Origin of the sequence: Stenotrophomonas maltophilia group sp. Smal17, from assembly GCF_030237045.1 — a bacterium.
GTDB lineage: Bacteria > Pseudomonadota > Gammaproteobacteria > Xanthomonadales > Xanthomonadaceae > Stenotrophomonas > Stenotrophomonas forensis.
In genome coordinates, this window is record NZ_JASJSU010000176.1 from 1 (window position 1) to 1,666 (window position 1,666).

3 protein-coding genes are annotated in these 1,666 nt (G+C 70.3%); 2 read left to right on the top strand and 1 reads right to left on the bottom strand.

Annotation, left to right across the window (positions count from 1 at the left end; genetic code table 11):
• Window positions 1–10: 10 nt before the first annotated feature.
• A complete protein-coding gene (bioD, locus tag QRO93_RS21425; RefSeq protein ID WP_053448683.1) occupies window positions 11–688 on the bottom strand; it encodes a dethiobiotin synthase in 678 nt (225 codons plus the stop codon).
• 68 nt (window positions 689–756) lie between these two features.
• Between bioD and QRO93_RS21430 the strand changes: the two genes are divergently transcribed.
• Together QRO93_RS21430 and QRO93_RS21435 are read left to right on the top strand one after the other, a co-directional pair.
• The gene (locus tag QRO93_RS21430) at window positions 757–1,239 is read left to right on the top strand and encodes a GAF domain-containing protein (protein ID WP_004154035.1); all 483 of its coding nucleotides are present in this window, start codon (window positions 757–759) and stop codon (window positions 1,237–1,239) included.
• Entirely contained in the window at window positions 1,236–1,598 is a 363-nt protein-coding gene (locus QRO93_RS21435) for a TfoX/Sxy family protein (protein ID WP_180880930.1), read from the top strand. Before QRO93_RS21430 ends, QRO93_RS21435 begins: the two co-directional genes overlap by 4 nt.
• Window positions 1,599–1,666 lie beyond the last annotated feature (68 nt).

The following is a 1,666-nucleotide window of genomic DNA, read 5'->3' on the forward strand; positions in this document are numbered from 1 at the left end:
GGGCCCGCCACTACAGGTGCGCGGCCAGCGCTTCGCCATTTGCCCCCGGCAGGTGCGGCAGCCGCCCCCAGCACGGCATCGGCAGGCGCTGCCGCAGCGTGGCGATGTTCTCGTCCTGGCGCTGCATCGCCGGGTCGATGTGATTGCCGACCCAGCCCAGGCACGCCACACCGCTGGCCTGCAGCGACTGCGCGGTCAGCCGCGCGTGGTTGACGCAGCCCAGCCGCATGCCCACCACCAGCAGCACCGGCAGCTGCAACGCGCGCACCAGGTCCAGCTGGTCCAGCGTGGCCGAGACCGGCGCCAACCAGCCGCCAACGCCCTCCACCACCACGATATCGGCCTGCGCACGCAGGCGCGCGAACGCGGCCACGATCGGCGCCAGTTCCACCTGCACGCCATCTTCGGCAGCTGCCAGCTCCGGTGCCAGCGGCTGCCGCAGCGCATACGGGTTCAGGTCGGCATAGTCCGGTACCGGCCAGCTGGCCGCCTGCAGGGCCAGCGCGTCGTCGTTGCGCAGGCCCTGCCCCAGATCCTCGCTGCCGCTGGCCACCGGCTTCATGCCGACCGCGCGCAGGCCACGACGGCGCAGTGCGTGCAGCAGCGCGGTGCTGACCGCGGTCTTGCCGATCTCGGTATCGGTGCCGGTCACGAACAGGGCAGGTGGCAGCGTGGCGGGCAATGGCATCGATGGGCTCCAGCAGGGCAACAGAGCGTGCATTATCGCCGGCCGCGCACGCTTGCTAGACTGCGGGCATGTTCGCCAATGCCTCGCTCACCGGCAGCAAGCCGGAACAATACGCCCAGCTGCTGGAACAGGCCCGTGGCCTGGTCTACGCCGAGTCCGACCGCATCGCCAACGCGGCCAACCTCTCCGCACTGGTCTACCACGCCCTGCCCGACCTGAACTGGGTCGGCTTCTACCTGTACGACGGCAAGGAACTGGTGGTCGGCCCGTTCCAGGGCCTGCCCGCCTGCGTGCGCATCCCGCTGGACAAGGGCGTGTGCGGCGCGGCCGCCAGCCAGCGCGTGACCCAACGCGTGGACGACGTCGATGCCTTCCCCGGCCACATCGCCTGCGACTCGGCCTCGCGTTCGGAACTGGTGGTGCCGCTGCTGCGCGGTGATGAGCTGATCGGCGTGTTCGACATCGACAGCCCGAAGGTTGGCCGCTTCGATGCCGAGGACCAGGCCGGGCTGGAAGCCATCGCCCGCGTGTTCGTCGAGGCCCTGGGATGAGCGCACCGAAGCTGCGCAACATCGGCCCCAAGAGTGCGGCGTGGCTGCGCCAGGTCGGCCTGCGCAGCCGCGAGGAGCTGGTCGCGATCGGTGCGGTCGGCGCCTTCGTCAAGGTCAAGCGGGCGGGCTTCAAGCCCAGCCTGAACCTGCTGTACTCGCTGGAAGGCGCATTGCTGGACTGCCACTGGCAGGAACTGAGCGAGGCGCAGCGCGAAGCGCTGGTGCAGGACTACGAAGCACGCATCGCCGCGCACCCGCTGAAGGCGGCCGGCCCGGCCTCCGGCCCGGTGCATGAGCAGCGCTTCGATGCCGACGATGACGCTGAAGGCAGCGTCGCCGAGAGCGCCGACGAGGATTGAGGCCTCCGCGTTCCTGCGGATGCCGGCCAGCGGCCGGCACTACCACTAGTGATGCGGGATCGGTCGTG